Consider the following 22,274-nt stretch of genomic DNA (forward strand, 5'->3'; position numbering starts at 1 on the left):
GACCATCAACAATTCGGTTATTTGATATTTAACAAATAGTAATCAAGACATAGCCTATGAAATACCGATGCACTTGATTGAATAAACTTACAACAGTTGATCTACTCGCAAAGTAGAGTGACGAAAATATGAGGAGCCAGAGTAACAAAATATCAATCCGCATAACCTTGTGAATCGAGCAATGGACTCACAAAAGGTGACGCAATGATTTTTAGTTCACAAATGACCAATCAGGCAAAAACATGGGATCAGTCATATATCGATGGCGTTTTCCATGAATTGGAGCATGTCAACATAGAGGTGATTTCGATGCTTCAGCAGCGAGATCATTTGCTATTCCTCCCTGAACCGGTTCAAAATCTTTACTGTCTTGTTGGAATGATCTATAGGTCGGGATTAACCGTTCATCAATGGAGTGGATTTCCTGAACTGCTTGAGCTATCAAGGCGCTGGGGCATGCAATGCCAAGAAGGCGACAGCTGGAGCAATGAGAATTCCCTTCAGTTTTTAGTTGAAATGAAGGCTGCGATATTTAAACTGCAGAGGAGAATGAATTCACTCCAGTACCGACGTATCGTGAATCAGAGTAGACGTAATGGAAACAACGTCTACAAACGAATGATCGATCTATTCTTACAGGGATTCGAACAGACCACGAGACTACTGGTGTGCCGGATAGACTGCCACTACAGGACTGCCGGATCCTGGCGGTTTCAACAAGACCTTTTGACTGGCGAACAATTTGCGCGTGATCGTGATTCGCTACTCCGAACGATTCCGGGGCTATATGGTGAAGCGCTCATTGGATATGCCTGGAAACTAGAGAGTGGAGACCGAAAAGGGCCACACATTCACGTAACTCTGCTATTGGACGCAAACAAAGCAAATAACGATGTTTGGGCTGTAAAAAAACTGGGGGATGAATGGGTGAGCCTGACCTGTGGTGACGGCTATTTCGTGAACTGTAATGCTAATTTCAAAAATTCCTACCAATATAACGCGCTCGGTCAAGTTCTGTTTAGTGATACTTGTGCCTGGCAGGGCATTAACAAAATTGCGAGCTATTTCGCAAAACCTGACTTCTCGGTGGGATTCTTCTTGCCCAATGGCGCTCGCACGTTTGGTCGTAGTGAGAGCTTGGTCCGATTAAGTCCAAAGCCGGGACCAAAGAGGCAGCAAGATTTACCCATAGACTTCATTCGGTCGCTACGACGGGTAATGTATGGTGCTGATAACTAGTTCCGCATTCTGACGGAGTGAACCTAACAAGCCGATTTTTAGGTTGAAGATGCGATTTTTTTGAGGCTATGCGTCGTGCTTTTCAAGAGTCCAACCGAGCAGCCAAGTCAATGATTGAACATGCGTCGTAAGTGACTGAACTGCTGCTTGCTGAGTTCCGGTCCAATCTCGAAAAGAGATTGAGGGCAGGACTTGCTCTTTGAATTGAGTCAAAAGAATGCGAAGGCCAGAAGCGTGCGACGTCGTTGCAGCGAGCATTTCGCTGATTTGATGCCGAGCGATGTCAAGTAGCCGCTTCGACTCAGCAAGCGATTCAATTCGAGTTCGTGCCGTTCGCGCAACTTTAAAATTCTTATACAAGTGATACCCAGCACTCAGTGTGATGCCTGCTCCAGCGACGCCGAGCCCAACTGGCGCTGCTAAGGCCAGTTGGGCAGTGCCGGCTGCCATACCCCCTCCACCGGCTGCGATGGCACCGCCCCCGAGCCAGGCCATCGTGGCATTTGTTAAGGCCAACCCGTAGAGGCTTGATATCGCCGCCCCCGTCGATGCAGTCCCAAACGTTGTTGCGATCGCAATGGCTGCCGGAGGACCACCAAGCGCGACGCCGGCGCCCAAAACTGAGCTTGCGCCTGCCACCACGAATTCGCCGCGCCCGTTGTTGAATGAGGCCTGCTCAATCTGTTTGCTGACCACGTGGCCAACGTTTGAGAAGGCGGAAAATTCGTGGGCAAATTTGGTAAAGACGTCCCGGATTTCCGTCGGAGCATCATGGATCTGGTCGACAAATTCCGCTGCATGCGGTACCAGAATTTCTCCTACCTGCTTGCGCAAATTGAACAACGATTTGGCGGCGTCCACGACGGCGTAGTGAGTTGCGTTGTAGTCAGCAATAGCAACGTTTAGTGCCGCCGTAGCCTCAGTTGCGGAATCCCGGTAAAACAAGTAGCCACCCTGTTGTTGGTAATAAGTTGCCAAGCACACGGCACAAATGTTACCTGCGAGTGTCCGGTCTCAATGGTGCTGTTGTCATTCAGAGGCGCCGTTCACGAAGTCGTAGGTCAACCGGAGCCGAATGGCTGCTGCTTGACACGTCGAAAAGGCGCGATCGACCCTAGAGGATCCGCTCGTTCTCTCGTCATCTGCGGCAGCAGTGTGCCCATAGCTGAAGTTCGTCGAAATTCAGCATTAGGATGTGAGCCACTGGTCGGCCGCCTTCCCATGAATGACGGCTGCCTGGAAGAGCAGAAACTTGAGAGCAACCGGGCTCGCCACTCATATCTGAAGACCTGATGCAGCCAGCGTGGTGAACAGCCCAAGCATTCCGATACAGTCTATTTACATGTCAAAAAACAATGCCAGCACTGGCCGTTTCCTGACCTATGCAGGCCGTGCCGGATGGTGACTGCGGGCATGCCCCATCAACCCAGCCGCCAGAGACAGAGACAGAGGAAACAGGAGACTTCGAGTTGCAGCCGACACCGCCCATGCCACCTCCGTCCGAACAGCTGAAGACCGATACGCAAGCTCTGCCCTTCGATGCAACGGTACTTTTCGCAGCGCTGCATTATCAGTTGCTTGTGGCCGTAGAACAGTGCCACGACCTCATGCCCGGAGAGTGCCTATGGATTGAAGCCATGGGCGATGTCACCGTGCCGGGCAAGACGCAGATCGAGGTCAAGCACTACAGCGACAAGCTGACCGACAGCCACCAGAACTTCTGGAACACGATCCGGAACTGGCTGCATGAGCGGTTTGACCGCAGCAGCTACAAGTCCCTGGTGCTTCTGACGACTCAGGAGTTCGGCACCCAAAGCCGCCTCAAGAACTGGAACACCCTGACCGCTGTGCAGCGGCTTGAGCGCATGCAGGAGATCGGCAGCGACGGGGCTGGCGCACCGCAGACGCAAATGGAGGAGTCACCCGAGCCGCAGGACGAGACCGTCCAAACTGCTGAAACTACGGCCCGCAAACCGTCCAAGGCGCGGGCACTACAGCAGGAGGTGCTAGCGCCCGAGAGCCGCGCGGCGCTGCTGGAGGTGTTGGAACGCATGGTCATCATCCCGGGCGAAGACGCCCTGCCAGAGCGCATCGACAGCTACAAGACCCGCTACCTCAAAGTCATACGACCGTCGTTGCAGCAACAGTACCTTGACGACTTGCTGGGCTTCATGTTCAGCACCGAACTCGTCCTAAACGGCTGGAAGATCACCCACGAGGCGTTCACCGCCAAGCTGACTGCTCTGAACTCCTTGTGCATGAAACATCCGGCAGAGTTCCCTTTGAGAGATCTTCGGCCGCTGGAAGAAAGAGTCGATCTCGACGAAATCAGGCCCATGCTCTTCGCCAGGAAAATCCTCGAAATCGAGGGCGAAAAATATCTCAAACACGCGGCCCTGCACCGCCTGTTTGCGCAGGACACGATTTCCGGGCTCCTCAAGGATCAGATTCCCATCAAGCCCTCTCTTGACCTTTATCTCCACAACCACCGCAGCAACCATTTTGTGGAGCGAGAAGCGGCCATTCTGGATTGCGACGGCCTGCAGGACGACGCGGCCCTCAAGAAGGCGTCACTCAGGTTCTACCTGGCACGTCTGAGAGCTTCGACGGAACCTTTTTGCGCCATGGCCAACACCATGCCGGAATTTCGCAATGGCATCTATCACATGCTGGCAGACGAGATTCCCAAAAACAAGGACGAAGAATTTCACTGGAAACTCTGGGAATGACGAGTACCGCCGCCGATCATCTATATACCTTGCATCGCAACGCCTTTGCGCTCGCGCCAGTGATCCAGAGCTTCTACCTGAATTGGGAGCCAAGGGAGAAGGACATACTGCTGAGCTATTTAGTTCTTCCCTTGGTGTCCTTTCCCGCGATGCAGGACTATTTGCATACCGCCAATCGAACCAGTTCGATCCGGACCATGACATCCGACTCATCCCGATTGGTCGGCTTGGCGCTTCGCATCTCGGAATATGAACCCATCACCAACAAGGCGCTGTTGATACTGCGCTCGGATGAAAGCCTCCAACTCAACGACGACCTGTCGGTTATCGCCGGTGAAAACCGACAGTCAGAGAATGCAGCTCCCAAGATGCTGCGATATGCGAGTCAGCTCGCCATGGTATTCAGGAACGAAAGTGTCGTGACCATTTATAGAATGCTGGGATTGAAGTCGCTATGAAATGTTATGTCCGATATATCGGCGTGATCGACCAAGAAAATGAGCCGCACAGTGTGATATTCAAGCAAGGCTTGAATATCATTACCGGTAAATCTTCAAAGGGCAAAAGTGCCATTCTCGACATCTTCGATTACTGCATGGGCAGTTCCGAAGACACGATTCCGCAAGGCATCATCTCCCAGCGGGCGAAGATATTTTTTACCGTTTGGCGCTTTTCCGGGATGGCGGTCGTCGCCGGCCGCAGAGCAGACAACGCCAACCAATGTTTCCTGCGAGAAGTCAGTGGCGAGCGGGCCAGGCATGTGCTGGCCTACATCAAGGATGTGGACAACTTCTTCACCGCGCAATACCAGCTTAGCCGGATCGAATTCTCCAAGAGCCTGGGGCGCTACTTCGGCGTCACTATGGAAGACATCGACACCGACCCGCTGCAGAAGCAGCTCATGCGTCAGAAAAGCCCGACGCCTTCCATCCGCAGTTTTGCCTCGTTCATGCTCCAGCATCAAAACCTGGTGGCCAACCGGCATGCGATCTTTTACCGCTTCGACGAAAAGCGAAAACGCGAACAGGCCATCGATCACTTCAAGATCTTCATGGGGATCGTGGGAGAGGACTATTTCGACCTGGCCAAAGAACTCGCCGAAGCAGAAACCGAGCTCAAGCGTGCCCTGGCCGTCATCCCCAAGCAGGAGCAGATCAAATCGGCCGGCATCGGAGAGATGGCGGGCTACCTGCGGGAGTTCCACGCCCTGGCGGGCACGCCGCTGACAGAGTTGACCGCCGAAGAAATCTGGTTGCGGCCGGCGCAGGCCCTGGAACGCTTGACCGGCATTGCCGTCACTGTCGATGGGCAGTCGGATACCTTCGACGCGACCCGCAAGGAACTGCGCACACGCAAGGCCGAGCTCATGGCCGAGATCCAGAAGGCCCTGAACACACGCTACCTGCTCGACGTCTCGACACAGCAAGTCGAGGGATTCGCCGGTGCCATGACGGATCTGCCCATCCCGAAGGCGACCCATCTGGACCATGCCGTGTGCCCGGTCTGTGCGTCACCCTCGGAAGCCGCCGAAGATGAGGCCAACAGACTCTCGGCGGCCATCCACTGGCTCAACGGTGAGCTGAAGGTCTCGGCCTATGCCCGCGAGGGCTTTGGACAGGAGCGTCGGGACATTGACGAGCAACTCAAGAAGGCTCGCCAGGCTTTGCGGCAGGTCGAAAGCACACTGCGTCCACTGGACCAGGAGGCCGACCGCCTGCAGCGCTCGAAGTCTGTCGATGCGGCAGCGCAGAAAGCCAAGATCAAGCTAGAAATCGCCATTGAACGCCGCATCGAGAGTCCGCCCACGGAAACCACGGAGTTGGTGAATTTGCTCCAGGACCGGGTGGCGGACCTGAAATCGAAGAAGGCTTTGCTCGATGTCGAGCCCCGGCTGCTGGCGTTGCAACGCGACATCAACCGGCGTCTGGAGATCGTCGGCACACATTTCGACTTCGAGGACTCCTACAAGAATGGATCCCTGAAGTTCGACATCGATTCCTTCGACCTATGGCATGAGACACCTGGGACAAACGGCGCGCCGGAGAAGAAAGTCTTCCTGAGGTCGATGGGCAGTGGCGCGAACTGGCTGTATTCGCACCTGACGCTGTTCCTGTCCCTGCACTACCAGTTTGCGGCCTACGCCGACTGCAAGCTGCCGCCCGTGCTGTTTCTCGACCAACCGACGCAGGTCTACTTCCCCTCCGCCGATTACGGCAAGGAATTCAATGCAGCCCAATTGCGCGCGAACCAGGACGACACAACCGCCAGCGCGCCCGGCAGCCCGCAGTCCGAAGAGATTGCGGACGAGCCCGCGACACGCGCCGCGAACTCGCCTGTGGACACGCACACACGCATCTCGACTGCCGACGACGACTTGAATACCGTCGCCAAGATGTTTACCGTCCTGGCCAAGTTCTGTGATGACACGGCAAAGGAGGTCGGCAACAAGCCGCAAATCATCGTCTGCGACCATGCCGACAGACTGGAGCTCGGCGAGGGCTACGACTTCGAGCACTTCGTCGCCGACCGCTGGCGTGACCGAGGCTTCATCGCGACGTGACCCTACAGCAGGCCCAGGACTACATCGCGGCCCGCCCGCATCGCCTGGATGGACCTGGCGGGCTTTGTCCTGGTGGCCTACTGGGTCAGTTCCAGATGGAAATTAACACTCAGCCGTAACGGCCCAATCAACTGGCGAGCTTTCATTTCGGCTGCGTGAACACTAGGGCAGCGCTGAGCAGGTCACCCATCGAACTCGGGTGTCGGATTTCGCATTCGATGCAGACGTCGGAGGCACCGAGGGCGACGACGGCAATCGCTGCAGTGGCGACCGTCAGCCCTGAGGTCGTACTTCGGCTATGGGCACGGAGGAGACCGCCACAGGCACATTCGCCGTTGACGCCAGCGGCGCCCTGATGCTGATTCGCAGCTTGTGAAAGCTGTCGTTGGGTCTGCCATCGTCTCCTGCCTTGTTGGTCGCACACTCAGACTTAGCCGATCGGCAGCTTCGGAAGGTGCTGCAGACATTCGTCCAACGAAATGCTCAATGACCCGAGTCGGCAGCAGCGGCAATTGGTGCACAGAAACCGGGCTTCGGCTGCCAGCCTAGTGCCGAAGTCAAATGAACTTTGGCAATTGGGCGCATTGCTGCCGACCCTGCCTGTGCTGTCGGTGCGATTGGCTCATGGACTGGGCAGCCTGCGCAATTCGATGGCGTTCGAACAAAAAAAAAGCAAGACAAAGCCACTCAATCGCCGTTCGATGGATGGAGTGGCCTACGCCGTGTCTGCGCTGCTGGCAAGTGTTGACGCGCTACTGAGTTGGCCCGGCCACTATTTGCTCGGATTGATACCTTCCTTCAGCGGCCTGCGGGAGTTAGTTTGGTGTGCTGAGCAAGGCGCCGACGGTCGTTTCATGGGACTGCTTGCCATCGAAGACCGTGACCTTCGTGTCTGGGCTGCCCTGCTCTTGGAGCCAGCTCTTCACGCCCGGCGACACCGCAGCGCTGACATCCAGCGACCTCATAAACAGGATGTGGTCGCTTGCGAAGTCGCAAACCAGGGCCAATTCCACCTGCCCGTCGGCGCCGAGCTGCAGTAAGCCCGCCACCCAGTTCTCTGCATGCGAGCCATGGGCCACACTGACGACGAACCGTTCACTTTTCAGACGCAGGGGCGGCAGCTCTGGTAGCGTCTGGTCCACGCATTGTCGGCCGGCTGCTGGCGTGATCGCGGCGATCTTCGGCCCCCAGTAGGCGTCCTTCAGCACGGTACCAGCCTGTGCGCCTTCGAATATGCTCAAGTCCACGCTGGTCGCCACCCCCAGCTTCTTGAGATCTACAGGCGCGGAAATGATCTTGGCCATTTGCTCCGGCGTCATGCCCGGACCTGATGCGGCTACTTCGGCTTGATGGGCCTGCCACCGCTCGTAGGCGAAGCTTCCGCCGTAGGCCAGGCAAGCCAGAGCGGTGACCACCGCCCCGCCGATAGACCACTTGCGTTGCGCGTCGTTGAACGCTTGCACGCTGGTCCATTCGCCTCGGCGCCAGGCCAGTTCACGCCCCTTGATGCCGAGCCAGATCGGCACAGCCAGGCCAACAAATGGCACCAGGGCGAGCAAACCCCACCAAACACGGAAGCGGATCGCCCAGACCCAGTTGAGCAAGAAGCCACCCCAGCACCAGCCCTTGATACCAATAGGCAGCGGCTCGTTCGGGCGAGTCGCTACTGACTTAAACGGTGCGGGCGGCCGCTCGTTGTGCGACGGCGCCGATGCACTGGCGCCCGGCAGTTTAGATGGCAGGGGCGGCGGCACGTCGGTCGATGTGCCGCTAGGAGCGTTGTTGTGATCGTTCATGGTTGATTTGAATAGTTCAAAAATTGGGAAGCCCCAGTGCTGCTGGTCAATGCGCACATCGGCCTGAACTCAGGCGCCCGCAAACAGGCTAAGCACAAAGAGCCCGATCCAGACCCATGCATAGGCAGGGCGTTGTGTCAGCGCTTTGGACCGCTTGAAGAGATAGACCGGTACGAGCCAAGCCTGGCCCAGCAACTGGGTATTCACGCCGGCCTTCTTGAGAACAGAGACGTCCCAGTAGGACAGGGCGATGCTGACCACGGGCCCGACCACCCAAAAGGCGTTTTGCGATACCAGTCGATCGGCCCGTGCTTCGTTGCCTCCCGTGGCGATCAGCGCGATGACGTAGCGGAGCAGCTCGATCAGTACAGGCGACAGTGCCAGCAGCCAAACAACACTGTTGTTGATCGCGTCACCGGGCAGTGGCGGAGAGGCGTCATGTAACAGCTGCAAACTTAGCTCTGTGGCCTCGACCGGTGTCCAGGCAGGCATACCGGCACTCCAGACAAGGGAGCCATGGGTTATGACGCCACCTTCAATCATCACGTGCATCTCGGCTTGGGTCACTGGGCCTTTGCGCTGGCCAGACTGCTCGTAGTGCCAGGTCTTGCTGGCAGGATCGTCTTTAGCTGGCAACACGGCAGACGCGTCAGACAGGAGCACCCGCAGTTCTGAGCGATCCATGGGAGCCCAGGCACCCCAGCCGCTGCGCCAGATCAAAGTGCTTGCAGACACGGTGCCATTGAGGGCTAGCGTCTGGATGTCGGCGGTTGAGACTGGCCCTTTGTGCTGGCCTGATTGTTCGTAGTACCAGAGGATCTCTTGTGATGCGGAGTTTTCTGTCATGAATGCTCCCCTTCCCTTTTGTTGACTTTGAGTCTCATTGGTAAGCAAAAAAAGCGATGCCGCAGTGGCATCGTTCCGAGTAGTAAGTTCACGCAAGCCTTCGCATCATTGGCATACGTGACTCATAGTCCGTAGTCTTATTGTCCTCATATCTAGAGGATCTGAGGCGTGAAAAGCGCCTCAGAACCCTCCCTATTAGCTGGCCGCAAGCTGCTCAGCCCACGTGGTCGTGGTGCTGTACCAGCTCCTGCCGACGAGGATCGCCTTCTCCGGCTATTCGCCGAGAACATGCGCACCTTGCGCCTGCAGCGCCAGTTATCCCAAGAGGCTTTGGGCGATCTCTGCGATCTGGATCGAACCTATATTTCGGGCATCGAGCGCAAGCGCCGCAATCTGAGCATTCGCAATATCCAGCGAATCGCAGATGCGTTGGGCGTAGATGCCCGCGTGCTGCTTGAGCCGGTGAAATAAGGTGTTACGCCGCAGCCGCTGATTGAGACGTGAGCTTCCTTGCCAACTTGGCAGCGAGCTGGTCCGTCACGCTTTGGGTTCCAGTGCTGGGGTGCTCATCCTCTTGCGCCCCTTCGCCAGGTCCGCGTTCCGGAAAAAACTCCTCCACGATGGCAGGGCTATCCTCGACCGACTCCTCGAAGGCGCCCTGCTCCAGGCCTTCCCGCGCCGTCGCGTCAAGGGCCAGTTGATCAAAGCCTCCAGCCTGCCGCAGGTCCCATTCCGCGCGAGCCTCGGCCACAGCTTCGCTCAAGCGCAGGCCACCGCGCAGCGCCAGATCGACGTAATAAATCGGCGCCCGATGAGACTGGGTTGTGGACTTTCCCCGCAGCCTCAATTCCAGGGCCAAGGTCGACAAACGTCCGCCTGACGCTGCATGAAAGTAGCGCAGCCTCGTGGACAAAGTGCGAATGCTGTTGAAACCCGTCGTGCGGAACACAAAGGCACTCAGCTCATCGTCATCGCCAATTCGTACGTTGAGCCGCCCAAAGGGCTTGCAGCCTTTCTGAGCAAGTTCGCAGCCTTCCGGCGCAGGGCAAGACATCGATTGGACGCCTGAGGCGGTTGAGCGCTTGCAGGTTTCGCCATTGCCGACGCACACCGGCCGACCGGTCTGCCGGTCAAAACAGCTGTAGCTGGCGCGCATGTTGAGGTCAGGGTCGTCGAACAGCAGCCGCACTGGGATCTGGCGCAGTTTGGTGTTGGCCTGGCGCAAGGTTTCGTTCAACGGATGAGGCACCCAGCCGTCCTTGTTTTGAACCTGGCTGGTCAGTGTGAATTCGTCGTCCTTCTCTGGCATTCGCTTGCCGTTTTTCTCGACAACCTTGCCGATGGAGATCCGCCCGATGATGGGCGGCGTTAGGGCCAGTCCTTTGAGCATGATGGTGTTCTCCTTGTTGAGTTTGATGGTTTCAGCCCGTCACTACAAAGCGTCGTGATCCGGGCCTGGTCGTCATGAAGCAGCGGGCCAGTTCGGGTTCGTCCTTGCAAAGCCGAGTTGCGTCCAACACTTGAGAATCCTTGCTTCGCTTCCAGGTCACATCGCCTCTTTCAAAGATGGCCTTCGTTGCGTCGCCCATGTGCTGCTGAATGCGCTGCTTAAGCTGAGCTTCGAGCAGGCTTTGCTGGTCCAGCACCTGCCGCACGGCCAGCAAGTCTGAGAACACGCCAGACATGGCAAAGTCCGCAGACAGGTCCAGCGTTTGCCCTGAGTCCTGCGGGTAGAGCGCCCGTAAGGCGGTGTCAGCGGAATCCGAACCATCGGCGGGTGGGGCCACGTCGTCCACGACATAGCGCCAGAACTTCCTTTCCAGTTCGATAAGGCGCTGGATCAGAATTTCGTCCCGCTCGATTCGGTGCACCTGCAAGTCCTGCCCACCCAAGAGCACAGCGACGTCAGCGGCCTGCTTGCCGGTCACTGCCAGTTGGTGCATGACCTGAAGCTGCACATACTCAGGAACACCGTCTTTCCACAGCCTGGCGCCATTGATGCCAGCCGTCTTGCATTCAAGAATCTGAACTTCGGGGGCGCCAGTGACTTCCCGGTCGATGTTGGCCAGCATCCATGGCTCGTCTGGATGCTGCAGCACGGCGTTGATGCGCCGAACCCGGTTGCCAGTTCGGCGGGTGTAGTGGGCTGCGACGATGGGCTCTAACAACGTGCCCCAGTACATCGGGCTGGTCTCGTCGTTGGGATCAGTTTTGGGCAGGTTGGCGTCCCGCCCGGTTTTCTCCATCCAGAGCTGCAACTGAGACTTGTACGGGTTCAGGCCGACAGCGGCGCCGGCATCCGAGCTGCCGATGCCGCCTTTGCGGACTTCCAGCCACTGATCGCGATCCAGGTTGGTCGTTTTGACAAGCCTCAATGCTGGCTTGCGCGATGCGGGTTGGGTTGATGATTGGGCGAGTGCCATGAAAGCTCCTTCTTACGAATGGTTTGGACTCAGATGAAATAAAGCCCCGGCCCACACGAGGTGGGTCGGGGCTTATGCCGTCGGGATTGGCGTTTGACGGGAGGGGAGCGATGTAGCCTCAAGAGATCAACTGCAAGGCTTGATCAAGCGCGCGCTGCTTGAGATTGGCGCCTTGACCGAACCAAGCGCTGTCCAGCCGGTACTCTTGGTTGCGAGCCTTGCGTTCGTGATCGACGAACTCGGTGACGGCATTGAGCAGGCCCCAAGCTGTGCCTTTGGCAGCGGCTAGCTCTGCACCTCTGCCAGCGCCGTCAAACAAGGCCTGCACCTTTTTCAGGGCACGTTCGTTGCTCAGGCCTGGCGCGCTATCGCCTTGGAAGTCCGCTTGGCAAATGACCTTGAGGAAGTAGTTCATCGCTTCGTGGCTTTTGACCTTGCGCTCGGACAGGGTCTTCATGCGGTATATGAAGCTGTCCCACTGCGACACCGCTATGCCCAGTTGCTTCTTGACGGCCAATGCATCAAAGCTCGTACGGTGTGGCACTTTGATGGCGCTGCTGGAACCGTTCAACGCGATGGTTAGGGTGTTGTTGCAGACCACCCGAACCGTCGTCGGAGTGGCCGTGGTGGCCAGCGTGCCGTCGCACGATGTGGCCAGCAGCAAGTAGCCTTTGACGACGTCATTGCCCTTGAGCATGGATTCTTTGCCCGTCTTCGCCAAGGCCCAGAACTTCTTGCCAGCTTTGAGAACGCCTGCTGTCTCCAGCTCGAAGCCGGAGACTTCAGTCAGGTCACGGTAGAACTCCAGCACCTCACGCGGCTGCACCACCTGATACCGGTCGCTGACGACGGACAGCGGTGCTTTGGTGTCGCTGCGGTACAGCACCATTTGTTCGTCAAAAGACATGACCGCGCCCAGCGTGCCGGCTTGCTCGGTCATGTACCGGACTGGCGTCGAACAGATGTCCCAGTTCATGCCCGCTTTGTCAGCCCAGACCTCAATGGGCTGTTTGGGCGGCAATTTGCTGCCGAGTTCGTGCCACGGTGTTTCGCCGACGTAGGCCATGGATTCGAGAAGGTGTGCCATTTGAATTTTCTTGTGCGGTTGAATAAGTTCAGACGAGCGAAGGTGGCCTGCGGGCTCAGGGCCTACAGGCTTGGGTCAGTCATGGGTGGTTAACGGGGATGGAATGTGCAGCCGCGATCGGCATGCAGGGCTTCGAGCGCCGGAAGGTCGACTTCAGTCAGTCGATGCGGATGGCGCCGGGCGTGGTGCCAGGTTGAATGTGAATCCGCAGTCAAGGCAGCGGTAGGCGTCGAACACATGCTCATCCAGTGCAGAGCCCAGCGCGTGACCAATGCTGCAACCCGAGACACCGCCCAGCAGGCCACCCAGAATTGCACCCGAGATCGCGCCGACGGCAGCAGCCTGTGGCGAGGCTCTCAGGCCTATCGAGGCCCCCAACTTGGGGCCATTCCAGGCTTGAGAAGCGCCACGGGCCGCGCCAGCTGCTGCGCCAATCGAACCAGCGGCCCACTTGCCGAGATCGCGCCGGCAGCACGATGCCGATCTACAGCGGGGGCATACGTTTTTCATGCGTCGGCCATTTCGATTTGAGGGAGGTGATGTACTGGAACATCCCAACAGCTGAAAGTGCGCCGGACGCGAAAGCGATGGCGAATGCAGCGAGGTAGTCCAGCGGGGAATCGTTGAATTTCATGTTGGCTCCATGAGGTGGTTAGTGCGAGAGTGGGGGCGTGGATTTGGATGCCGGTGAAACCTCCTTGGTTTGGTGCAGGTGAGCAGATTCAGCTGATGCACTGCGTGCTGACGGCATAAGGCCCGGTCTGATCTTTCGATCAGCCGGGCCTTTGGTTTAGGGCTTAGAAGTAGCAAGCAAACATGGCACCGCACGCTGCGCGGCGATGAAGCATCTAGCGTTCGTCTAGGTCAGTGATATGTGCCTGAAAAGAACTGCATTCAAGTCAAGAAGTTATGCAGACATAGTGCTTGTTCCAAGCTATCCAACGCACAGGGGAAAGGTCAAATAGGACCCGCGAAAGGCCCAAGGGTCGGCCAGCAAGAGCCTGTCAGAAATTTTGTGTGTGAGGCATAGCATGTCGACAAGGAGCATGAATGCCACGCAAGACAAAACCCACCGCTACGGCGGACCAGGCGGCGCAGCCGCAATTCCAGATCCCCGCCGAGTTGCTTGACCAACTGGTCACCGGGCCGATGACGCCTGAGCAAATGCAGGGACTATTTGATCAGATGAAGAAGGCCTTGTTCGAGCGTGCGCTCGGAGCTGAGATGAGTCATCACCTTGGCTACGCGCCGGGTGAAATCAAGCCTTTGGGATCGGCCGCCAACCATCGCAACGGCAAGAGTGCCAAGACCGTGCTGACCGACGCTGGGGCCCTGCGCATCGACGTTCCTCGCGACCGTGAGGGCACGTTCGAGCCGCAACTCATCGGCAAGCACGAGCGGCGCTTTACTGGCTTTGACGACAAGATCATTGCCATGTACGCACGCGGCATGACGGTGCGAGAGATCCAGGGTTTCCTGGCGGAGATGTACTCGGTGGAGGTCTCGCCAGACCTCATCAGTCGCGTCACAGACGAAGTCATGAGCGAGGTCACCGCCTGGCAGACGCGGCCGCTGGAGTCGATGTACCCGGTGGTGTTCTTTGACGCGCTGCGGGTCAAGATCCGCGAAGATGCGCTCGTGCGCTCCAAGGCCGTGTATCTGGCCCTGGGCGTGCTGCCCGACGGCAGCCGCGACATCCTGGGCATCTGGATCGAAAACACCGAGGGCGCCAAGTTCTGGATGAAGGTCTTCAACGAGTTGAAGACCCGTGGGGTGCAAGACATCTTGATTGCCGTCACCGACGGCCTAAAAGGCATGCCAGAGGCGCTGGGCGCGGTGTTCCCGGCCACGACGCTGCAGACCTGCATCGTGCACCTGATCCGCAACTGAATCGCCCCGGGATTTGTGGAGGCCATTTGGTTTAAGTCAGACCGCCACCGCGACGGCTTGACTGGCGAGTTGCCGGTAGTAGTTTGCCTCAGCCTCTGCAGGCGGTATGTAGCCGATGGGTTCGAGCAGGCGGTGGTTGTTGAACCAGGCCACCCATTCCAGAGTCGCCAGTTCCACAGCTTCCTTGGTCTTCCACGGGGCGCGGCGATGAATCAGCTCGGCCTTGTAGAGCCCGTTGATCGTCTCGGCCAGCGCGTTGTCGTAGCTGTCCCCCTTGCTGCCTACGGACGGTTCAACGCCAGCTTCCGCCAAGCGTTCGGTGTACCGAATGCTGACGTATTGGGCGGATTCAACTGGTCGTCGCAACACCGGATCAAGCGACGCATTCTAGGTAGACGGTCATGGCTTCCGTCGGCGTCTTCCAACCCAACGTTTTACGCGGCCTGTTGTTGAGGGTCAGTGCCACCGCTTGAATCTCTTCATCACTCCACCTTGATAGGTCGGTGCCCTTTGGGAAGTATTGGCGCAGCAGCCCATTCGTGTTCTCGTTCGTGCCGCGTTGCCATGGGCTGTGGGGATCAGCAAAGAACACCTTTACCCCAGACTCGATGGTGAATCTGGCGTGGTCCGACAGCTCTTTGCCACGGTCCCATGTCAAAGATTGCCATAGCTGGGTAGGCAGCTTCGTGACTGCTTGCTTGAGGGCATTGGCCATAGTGACGGCCCCGTATCCCGCCAGCGGTGGACCATTTTTCATACGAGGACTCTGTCCATAGCCCGATTCACGCGGAAGGTGCACAAGCACGGTGAAACGGCTCGTCCGTTCCACCAGCGTCCCAATGGCCGATCTGTCCAGACCGATGATCAAGTCCCCCTCCCAGTGACCGGGCACAGCACGATCTTCTATCTCAGCAGGGCGGTTCGAGATCATTACATCTTCACTGACATGCGCCCACGCTTTGGCCTGGCTACGGGCCCGAGGGGTGCGTAAAGCACGGCCAGTGCGCAGATAGCTTACCAACTCGCGCTTGAGGGCGCCTCGACCCTGGATGTACAGGGCCTGGTAGATGGCTTCGTGCGAAATGCGCATAGAGGGATCATCGGGGAAGTCGAGCAGCAATCGGTTGGCAATCTGCTCCGGCGACCAGCCATTGACCCACTTGCGGTCACCGCGGTGAGGCTTATTGCGACCAATGAACGGCGTCTGCTGGGGGCCTGAGACTTCAAGCCCGCGAGCATCATGGATAGAGCCCTCCAGGCGTTCTTGGACATACTCGCGCAGGCGTAGATTCGTCACCAGCTTGGCCGGCTTGGGGCGTCTGGCCAGAAGCTCCGACTTCCACTGTGCGACTGAGGGTCGGTACTCTAGCTTGCCGCAGCGGGTCGCTGCGTTGCGAGTCAGCTCCCGCGACACGGTTGAGGGGCTGCGCCCAAGACGACGAGCGATCTCCCGTACACCAAGATCTTGCGCCCGCAGGATCCCGATCTCTTCTCGCTCCGCGAACGATAGGTACTTGTCAGATACAGGTTTCGACATGAACAAAGGCATGCCACCACGATGCCGGAACCAGCGAGATCCCACAGCCTGAGAAACGCCAACTGCGTCGGCGGCCTTCTCACTCGTGATTCCGGTTGCAATCTGAACCCAGAACTGACGCTCGACCTCTCGCCGTAGCGATGGTGCCCCTGGAGATCGCATTGCGTCTCTGCCAGTCAACTGCTTCATCCATCCTGCGGGTCTCCCCATAAACACCTCCTGGTTGAAAGTGTTGCGACGACCGGTTGAATCCGCCCCCCAAAGCGTGCGGCGAGGTCTCGACAGATCGTGTCCCACAGCGGCGTGGTCGTGGCGCCTGGATTCACCACGTTGACTCGAATCCCGTGCTTTCCAAGGTCACGCGAGATCGCCTTGGCGAAGCCGGCAAGGGCGCAGTTGATCGTGCTGTTGATGGGGAAGAGAGGATCGGGCTCCTGGCTGAAAACGCCGTTCACGATCACCATCCGACCGGACTTCGCGCTGATCATGCCGGGGGCAACCGCGCGGGCCAGCCGCACGGTGCCGAGCAACTTTCCTTGGACGGTCTCGGCCCACATGCCCTCATCGGTTTCGAGCAACGAGGCCACAGGTCCGTCTCCGGCGGCCTGCACAAGATCGGTCACCCGGCCGTACCGACTCAGTACCTCGGCGATGGCCTGGAGAACCGACTCCGGTTCGCTGATGTCCACCACCTGGGTGGAAATCCGATCGCTTTCACTCACGTTCGTGGACAGGGTGTCGTGGACGCGTGCGAGCTTGGCCGCGTCGCGGCCCAGCATGACGACGCGCATTCCGTCCTCCAGCAGCCGAGCGCAGATCGCACTGCCCATCCCGCCCGTCGCTCCACTGACCAGAGCCACTCGGTCCCGAAGATCATCGTTGATGTGCGACTTCATAGCGGGCCTCGTCAGGCGGTGGCCATGCGCTGGTAGAGCCGTGTGTACAGACCGCGATCACCACCGGTGATGAACTGGTCGCCGGCTTCGCGGACGATCTGTTGATAGCGGGGGGGAACTGAACACCGCTGCGTAGTTGTCCACCGGTCCGGAGAACCCGGACACGAACATGACGCCAGGCTCGGTGCTCAGCACCGTGTGATAGGCCAGAAAGACCTCGACTTCGGTTGCGGTCCGAACAACGTCAAAGATTGTCCTCTCGCGCCAAGCTCGGTAGTCCGCGTAGCGGTCGGGTGGCACTTCGACATGCCGAAGTTGCACGTAGGCCGTTGCAGGCAGGGCATCCGGTGTGTCCTTCGGCGCTTCCACGAAGGTCAGGAGCTGCCGCCGAAAGTCGCTGGCAAGGTTTGGGCTCAGCTTCTCCCGTGCGAGTGCCCACCAAGACTCAAGGGTCGTAGCGTCGGCCAATGTGTTCAAGGCGCACAGTTCGAGAGCAACCTCACCATCGAGCGACTGGTAGATGGCACGCTGGATCACGCTGCTCTTCGGCGGCATCAGCGCGGCCCAGGCCTCGACGACCTGCTTCGTAGAACCAGTTCTCGGCGTCACTTCAGTGATCAAAAGGGCTTTGGTAGACATGGTTTTCTCCGTCAAGTGAAAGGGCTGCTGAGGTGATTGCAGTAGGGGTGGCGGTGGTACGGTGGGGATCGGTGAACTCTGGCGTCACCTTCTGCCGCGTGGCGACGACGAACCGGCAGCATTCTTCGGTTCAGGTTCGCGCTCATCGAGCACTTCCTTGGCCGCCAACATCGCATTGATGGCAGCCGGAAAGCCGGCGTAAGCGGCGACGTGAATGACGGCCTCGATCAACTGTTCGCGTGTGCCGCCGACGTTGAGCAGGCCATGCACGTGCACTTTGAGTTGTGGCGTCGCGGTGCCCAAGGCCGTGAGAGCGCCGACGGTGACCAATTCGCGCTGTAGCAGGTTCATGCCAGGGCGGGTGTAGATGTCGCCGAACCCGAACTCGATGATGAAGCGGCCGAGGTCGGGCGCCACGTCGGCCAGGGCGGCGATGACCTGCTCCCCGGCGTGGCCGTCGATGCGGGACAGCGCATCCCAGCCCATGTGAAAGCGCGCGTTCTGCGCCGGACTGGTCTGCGGCGCGGGATCGAACTTCAAGCCACGCTCCTGGAACACCTCCTTGGCTGCGAACACGCCGTTCAGCCCCGCTGGAAAGCCCGCGTAGACCACCAGATGCATCATCAGCTCGATGATTTCGGTTGCGCTGCAGCCGACGTTGAGCGCACCGGCGATGTGAAATTTGAGCTGAGGCCGCGCGTTGCCCAGTGCGGCAAGCGCGGCAACGGTGATGAGCTGCCTCTCCTTCAGACTCAGATGCGGGCGAGGATAGATTTCGCCATAGACGAAGCCGATTGCGAGTCGAGCAAGATCGGGCGCGATCTCGGCCATGGCATCAATGATCGATGGCTTGTCGGTTGCCTCAATCATGCGCAGGCAGTCCAGCCCGCCTTGGTAGGTCTTTGCGTTCACGGTCGTGTTGGTGTTTGGCATGGGTGCAACCGTACCGAGGGACACGACGTGTGCCTATGTCATTTTTTGCTGATACCTTTCGAGCATCAACGACACGACTGGGAGGTCGACGTGAGCAATCCACTGAAGCTGAGGCAATTAACCTACTTCGTCGCCGTGGCCGAGGAGCTGAGTTTTCGGCGAGCGGCCGAGCGGATGTTCATCACCCAACCGCCGCTGAGCCGGCAGATCAAGATGCTTGAAGACAGTCTGGGTGTTCCGCTGTTTGATCGCGATCGGCGCGGGGTGCGGCTCACCGAGGCGGGTACGCGATTCCTCGTCGACGCGCGCGCCCTGGTCAAGGAATCGGAACAGGTACTGACCCGATTCAGTTCGGACCAGAACACCCTGCAGGCCGAACTCACCCTCGGTATCACGACGGTGATCGATGCCAGCCTGTTCGCGTGGGTCGAGGTTGCCTTCGCGCAGCGGTTTCCTGGCGTCCGCCTGACCGTGAAACGGCAGATATCGTCGCAGTCGATCCGTGACTTGAATCGGGGCCACCTGGACGTGGCAGTGATTGGCCTGCCCTCGCGCGCCGAGGACCTGACCACCACGCATCTGTTCGACGACAGGATGGTCGTCTGCATGGCTTCGGATCACCCTGCGGCGAAGAAGCGCATCGTGTCGATTCGCGAGTTTGCGCAGGACAAGTTGTTCTGGTTTGATCGAAAGCTCAATCCGGCGTACCACGATCACTGCCAGAAGGTCTTTGATCGCTTGGGGTTCAAGCCGGAACGAATTCCCGAGCCCGCCGACCACCATGTGTTGCTCGGTCTGGTTGCCTCCGGCCAAGGTGTGGCGCTCGTCCCCCAGTCCCTCAAGTCGATCACCCGCAAGGGCGTTTCATACACGGAAATTCAAGAAGGGGATCAGCTCCAAATCAGCGTAGGGGCGGCGTATCGTGAAGCTGAACAGTCCGAGATGGTGTTGGCACTGGTAGCTTTGCTCAAGGAGCGTTCTGCGGCCCCTTAAAGGAAGAGGCCATAGCGATCATGGAGGTCAAACAACTATCGAACGCGAGCCCGTCGTATCCCGACGAAATTGCCAAGCTGTAACGTATTCCAAGCTCATTTCGCCTACTTGTGATGTCCTCAACCACTGCGGGCCTACCCCACGGTTCCAAGAAGATCAAAAACTGATGGTGCACCCTTTGGCTTCCCAATGAAGGACTCCCAGTCCTTCATCAGCGCTCGCCTCTTCTCAAGTGCATCCCCGCGACGGTAGGCAGCTTCGACCTTGTTTTCAAGCACGTGTGCCAGCGCCTGCTCAGCAACCTCACGCGGGTGGTTGGTCCGCTCACCGGCCCAGTCTCTGAACGTGGATCTGAATCCATGCGGCACAGCGTCCACTCCCATTCGCCGCATCACCTGCGTCAGCGACATATCCGATAGCTGACCGCCACGAGGCGCCGAAAAAATGAAGTCGCTGCCGGCGACCATTGGCATTTTTTCAATCAGCTGCAGCGCAGCATCAGTCAGAGGTACTCGGTGTTCTTTGCCGCCCTTCATGCGCTCGGCCGGGATTGTCCAGACCTTGGCGACCTTGTCGATCTCAGCCCAGATTGCGCCGCGAGCTTCGCCGCTGCGTGCGGCCGTCAGTATTGTGAACTCCAGAGCACGAGCCGAGATGCCGTCGCGCTTTCGAAGGTCCACCATGAACGCCGGCATGGCATCGATGGCAAGCGCCCGGTGATGTTCAACTTTTTGGATCTTGCTCGGCGCCGCCAAGAGTTTGTCGAGATGGCCTTTCCAGCGAGCCGGATTGTCGCCGGTGCGGTATTTGCGCACCGTTGCCCAGTCCAAGACCACCTCAAGTCGGCCACGAAGACGACTGGCGGTTTCGTTCTTGGTCTTCCAAATGGGTTCAAGGATTTTCAGAACCTGCTCCTGCCCTACATCTTGAATCTGAAGATCGCCGATGACGGGGTAGGCATAGTTCTTCAATGTACTGGTCCACTGCGCACGATGCTTGGCGCTTTTCCAGGTCTCACCATGAGCGCTGACGTAGTTCTCGGCGGCTGTTTGAAACGTGATCGCCGTCGCTTGCTGCGCCCGCAGCTGGCTCGCCGCTTCGCGCTTGCGTGCGATGGGGTCAATGCCCAAAGAAATCTCGTCACGAGCCTTTCTCGCCCGCTCTTTGGCTTGTGCCAGCGGAACATCTGGGAACCCACCCAAGCCAATATGACGCCGCTTTGACCCGACCATCACACGCAATACCCATGATCTAGATCCAGATTCAACAACGTAAAGGTACAAACCTGCGACTCCACCCACGGCGTGATGCCCTGGCTGGGTCAGCCTGCCCACAGACAAGGGTGATAGTTCTTTAGCTTTACGTGCCATGGGGAAAGGGCCTCTTTTTTATCTACCATACTTTCTACCATAATCTACGCGATTGCATTGGTTTTCGTTGGACGCCGTTGGAACGACATTTGGTCATTTTTCCTATGAGAGAGACCCTATTTGAATGTCATTGGATGGCATTAAATCTATTGGCGGAGGACACAGCTTCCGCCAGTAGTAAAAAGAAAATGCCCATGTCAATCATGGGCATTTTTTTGCCTGCACGGCTCGGCGATCAAATTGACTATCAATTGAAAATTGCTGCGTCGCCTCTGAAAATTGGACAAGCGCTGTAGGAGACTGCGGGCCGTGTGTGAAGTTGCACCGGCAGGTGCGGCAGATCTCAAGCCTATCGCAGCCCAGGCCAGCCGGATATGGCGTGACGTAGCGCGCGGCCAGCACGCCTTCAATCCGCGACGTTGGGGGGCTCGTCTGCCTCACACAAGGCGATCAAGGCGGGCAGATTCAGCACACTGATGCGGTAACCCTTGATTGCGATCACCTGCAACTCCCGCAACTGGCGCAAGCTGCGGGAGAAGGTTTCCGGCGATGTACCCAGCTGTGATGCGATAGCGCACTTGCGCTGACTCAGCACAATCTGCTGGCCCGCCGGCGCCAGTGCTGAGCCCTCAATGTCCGTTTTTGATTCCGCCTGCAAGGCCTGCAACTCGTTGAGCAGCCATGCCGCGCAGCGCGACAACACATTCTTGGCCATCAACTCATGGGCATCTCCGGCAACGCGTTGGACCCGGTCCGCGCTCACGGCCAGCAAGGCACGCGCCAACGCGGGCTGTGTACCCATGGCAATTTCAAGCTCCGCCACCGGAAAGGCCCACACCAGGGCTTGGGTCTCTGCCCGCGCGCATTCACGGAAACTGCCGCCCAGCCACGCGCTTTCAGCATCCACCCATTGCCCTGCGTGCACCGTGCGGCGTTGGCTCCATTGACGGGCGGCATCATGCCGCCCCACACTGATCGTGCCTTGCACAAGCAGGTACAAAGCGTCGGCCTTTTGGCCTTCGTCCAGGCACATGGATTTGGCTGTCAGGCCTTGCAGGTGCCCCAAACCGAGCAGGGCGGCGAGTGCCCCCTCGCTCAACTGCTCCACCGGAAATGCCGACTGCAAGGTGGCGCGCAAAGCCGCAGCGGACGGCATGTCGACACTGTGCCCACGCGCCGACGCGCGGCCGCGGGGACGCACAGCGTCAAAGCCATCGGACTCAAGGCTCAACGAGGCCGGATTGAGCCGGCGCTTCGACCGTGTGACGGCCAGAGTGGGAGCGGTGGACATTGTCGTCTCCAAAAAATCCTACACAGGGCTTGACTGTGGAACAGC

At 58.3% G+C, this 22,274-nt stretch carries 19 protein-coding genes and 2 pseudogenes; 7 read left to right on the forward strand and 14 right to left on the reverse strand.

The window, feature by feature from the left end; all coding sequences use genetic code 11:
- The first annotated feature begins 204 nt into the window (after nucleotides 1–204).
- Nucleotides 205–1,239, forward strand: coding sequence for a YagK/YfjJ domain-containing protein (locus PRZ01_RS18170; protein ID WP_273598261.1), 1,035 nt, complete (start codon nucleotides 205–207; stop codon nucleotides 1,237–1,239).
- 66 nt (nucleotides 1,240–1,305) lie between these two features.
- Here the strand turns inward: PRZ01_RS18170 and PRZ01_RS18175 are convergent, their stop codons facing one another.
- Complete coding sequence (locus PRZ01_RS18175; protein WP_273598262.1) at nucleotides 1,306–2,217, reverse strand: hypothetical protein; 912 nt, start codon at nucleotides 2,215–2,217, stop codon at nucleotides 1,306–1,308.
- A 404-nt stretch (nucleotides 2,218–2,621) separates the two neighbouring features.
- On the opposite strand from PRZ01_RS18175, the gene PRZ01_RS18180 reads away from it, so the two are divergent.
- The 3 genes from PRZ01_RS18180 to PRZ01_RS18190 are packed head-to-tail and all read left to right on the forward strand — an operon-like array spanning nucleotide 2,622 to nucleotide 6,528.
- A complete protein-coding gene (locus PRZ01_RS18180; protein WP_273598263.1) occupies nucleotides 2,622–3,968 on the forward strand; it encodes a hypothetical protein in 1,347 nt (448 codons plus the stop codon).
- Entirely contained in the window at nucleotides 3,965–4,426 is a 462-nt protein-coding gene (locus PRZ01_RS18185; RefSeq protein WP_273598264.1) for a three component ABC system middle component, read from the forward strand. Before PRZ01_RS18180 ends, PRZ01_RS18185 begins: the two co-directional genes overlap by 4 nt.
- Nucleotides 4,423–6,528, forward strand: a complete 2,106-nt coding sequence (locus PRZ01_RS18190; RefSeq protein WP_273598265.1) for a DUF3732 domain-containing protein — start codon at nucleotides 4,423–4,425, stop codon at nucleotides 6,526–6,528. The genes PRZ01_RS18185 and PRZ01_RS18190 overlap by 4 nt, the downstream gene beginning before the upstream one ends.
- Before the next feature lie 815 nt (nucleotides 6,529–7,343).
- On the opposite strand, the gene PRZ01_RS18195 is transcribed toward PRZ01_RS18190, so the two are convergent.
- Complete coding sequence (locus PRZ01_RS18195) at nucleotides 7,344–8,324, reverse strand: hypothetical protein (protein ID WP_273598266.1); 981 nt, start codon at nucleotides 8,322–8,324, stop codon at nucleotides 7,344–7,346.
- Nucleotides 8,325–8,393: 69 nt separating this feature from the next.
- Nucleotides 8,394–9,170 (reverse strand): DUF4339 domain-containing protein, encoded by a 777-nt coding sequence (locus tag PRZ01_RS18200; RefSeq protein ID WP_273598267.1) that lies wholly within the window; start codon nucleotides 9,168–9,170, stop codon nucleotides 8,394–8,396.
- A gap of 168 nt (nucleotides 9,171–9,338) precedes the next feature.
- On the opposite strand from PRZ01_RS18200, the gene PRZ01_RS19285 reads away from it, so the two are divergent.
- Nucleotides 9,339–9,641 carry a helix-turn-helix domain-containing protein gene (locus PRZ01_RS19285; RefSeq protein WP_338111486.1) on the forward strand — a complete coding sequence of 101 codons (303 nt, stop codon included), beginning with the start codon at nucleotides 9,339–9,341 and terminating at the stop codon, nucleotides 9,639–9,641.
- Nucleotides 9,642–9,645: 4 nt separating this feature from the next.
- Here PRZ01_RS19285 and PRZ01_RS18210 read toward each other — a convergent pair whose 3' ends face one another.
- From PRZ01_RS18210 to PRZ01_RS18225, 4 genes are all read right to left on the reverse strand, one after another.
- The gene (locus PRZ01_RS18210) at nucleotides 9,646–10,560 is read right to left on the reverse strand and encodes a recombination directionality factor (RefSeq protein WP_273598268.1); all 915 of its coding nucleotides are present in this window, start codon (nucleotides 10,558–10,560) and stop codon (nucleotides 9,646–9,648) included.
- Between the two features lie 31 nt (nucleotides 10,561–10,591).
- Nucleotides 10,592–11,593, reverse strand: a complete 1,002-nt coding sequence (locus tag PRZ01_RS18215; RefSeq protein WP_273598269.1) for a YqaJ viral recombinase family nuclease — start codon at nucleotides 11,591–11,593, stop codon at nucleotides 10,592–10,594.
- Between the two features lie 118 nt (nucleotides 11,594–11,711).
- Nucleotides 11,712–12,680 carry a DUF932 domain-containing protein gene (locus tag PRZ01_RS18220; RefSeq protein ID WP_273598270.1) on the reverse strand — a complete coding sequence of 323 codons (969 nt, stop codon included), beginning with the start codon at nucleotides 12,678–12,680 and terminating at the stop codon, nucleotides 11,712–11,714.
- Between the two features lie 484 nt (nucleotides 12,681–13,164).
- Nucleotides 13,165–13,314 (reverse strand): hypothetical protein, encoded by a 150-nt coding sequence (locus tag PRZ01_RS18225; protein ID WP_273598271.1) that lies wholly within the window; start codon nucleotides 13,312–13,314, stop codon nucleotides 13,165–13,167.
- Nucleotides 13,315–13,730: 416 nt separating this feature from the next.
- Between PRZ01_RS18225 and PRZ01_RS18230 the strand changes: the two are divergent.
- Nucleotides 13,731–14,567, forward strand: a pseudogene (locus PRZ01_RS18230) (IS256 family transposase); the annotation flags it as partial.
- A 39-nt stretch (nucleotides 14,568–14,606) separates the two neighbouring features.
- Here the strand turns inward: PRZ01_RS18230 and PRZ01_RS18235 are convergent.
- The 5 genes and pseudogenes from PRZ01_RS18235 to PRZ01_RS18255 all read right to left on the reverse strand — a co-directional run.
- Nucleotides 14,607–14,915 (reverse strand): annotated as a pseudogene (locus PRZ01_RS18235) (integrase core domain-containing protein); the annotation flags it as partial.
- Nucleotides 14,916–14,943: 28 nt separating this feature from the next.
- The gene (locus PRZ01_RS18240) at nucleotides 14,944–16,296 is read right to left on the reverse strand and encodes an IS30 family transposase (RefSeq protein WP_273598272.1); all 1,353 of its coding nucleotides are present in this window, start codon (nucleotides 16,294–16,296) and stop codon (nucleotides 14,944–14,946) included.
- Complete coding sequence (locus tag PRZ01_RS18245; RefSeq protein ID WP_273598273.1) at nucleotides 16,293–17,003, reverse strand: SDR family NAD(P)-dependent oxidoreductase; 711 nt, start codon at nucleotides 17,001–17,003, stop codon at nucleotides 16,293–16,295. The genes PRZ01_RS18240 and PRZ01_RS18245 overlap by 4 nt, the downstream gene beginning before the upstream one ends.
- 57 nt (nucleotides 17,004–17,060) lie before the next feature.
- Nucleotides 17,061–17,642 carry a hypothetical protein gene (locus PRZ01_RS18250; RefSeq protein ID WP_273598274.1) on the reverse strand — a complete coding sequence of 194 codons (582 nt, stop codon included), beginning with the start codon at nucleotides 17,640–17,642 and terminating at the stop codon, nucleotides 17,061–17,063.
- A gap of 84 nt (nucleotides 17,643–17,726) precedes the next feature.
- On the reverse strand, nucleotides 17,727–18,575 hold the full coding sequence (locus tag PRZ01_RS18255) for a carboxymuconolactone decarboxylase family protein (protein ID WP_273598275.1): 849 nt from the start codon (nucleotides 18,573–18,575) through the stop codon (nucleotides 17,727–17,729).
- A 90-nt stretch (nucleotides 18,576–18,665) separates the two neighbouring features.
- On the opposite strand from PRZ01_RS18255, the gene PRZ01_RS18260 reads away from it, so the two are divergent.
- Nucleotides 18,666–19,568 (forward strand): LysR family transcriptional regulator, encoded by a 903-nt coding sequence (locus PRZ01_RS18260; RefSeq protein ID WP_273598276.1) that lies wholly within the window; start codon nucleotides 18,666–18,668, stop codon nucleotides 19,566–19,568.
- Between the two features lie 134 nt (nucleotides 19,569–19,702).
- On the opposite strand, the gene PRZ01_RS18265 is transcribed toward PRZ01_RS18260, so the two are convergent.
- Together PRZ01_RS18265 and PRZ01_RS18270 are read right to left on the reverse strand one after the other, a co-directional pair.
- Complete coding sequence (locus PRZ01_RS18265) at nucleotides 19,703–20,938, reverse strand: tyrosine-type recombinase/integrase (protein WP_273598277.1); 1,236 nt, start codon at nucleotides 20,936–20,938, stop codon at nucleotides 19,703–19,705.
- Between the two features lie 406 nt (nucleotides 20,939–21,344).
- Entirely contained in the window at nucleotides 21,345–22,229 is an 885-nt protein-coding gene (locus PRZ01_RS18270; protein ID WP_273598278.1) for a Crp/Fnr family transcriptional regulator, read from the reverse strand.
- Nucleotides 22,230–22,274 lie beyond the last annotated feature (45 nt).

The organism is Roseateles koreensis (assembly GCF_028595305.1).
GTDB lineage: Bacteria > Pseudomonadota > Gammaproteobacteria > Burkholderiales > Burkholderiaceae_C > Paucibacter_A > Paucibacter_A koreensis.